Here is a 323-nt window from a genome sequence, read left to right as displayed (position 1 = left end):
ACCCAGAAGTCATCCATCGTCACCCACGTTTCCAAATCTTCTAAAGACTTAATCTCAGGATTGATATGGAATGTTGGCCCCGCTAAAGGCTCACGCTTCAACTGGATATCACGCATAGGTGCGAGTTGATCTTCGTAGATATGTGCGTTAACAAGCTTGTGATAAGCCACGCCCGCTTTCTTGCCTGTGATATGCGCCATGATAGCGAGGAACACATACACTTGAACCATGTTGAAGATCAGGCCTACTGGTACATCGCAAGAGCGCTGAGTGCTGTTTAGGTACAGAGTATCACCAAGTAGAGAGAAGTGATGGCTGTACAT

General features: G+C 46.7%; 1 protein-coding gene. It reads right to left on the bottom strand.

Annotation, left to right across the window (positions count from 1 at the left end; all coding sequences use genetic code 11):
- The coding region (locus O4H49_RS20535) for a thymidylate synthase (RefSeq protein ID WP_269425300.1) at nucleotides 1–323 on the bottom strand (323 nt) is incomplete at both ends.

The organism is Kiloniella laminariae, assembly GCF_027214005.1.
Lineage (GTDB): Bacteria > Pseudomonadota > Alphaproteobacteria > Kiloniellales > Kiloniellaceae > Kiloniella > Kiloniella laminariae_A.
This window is presented reverse-complemented; position numbering and strand designations above follow the sequence as displayed.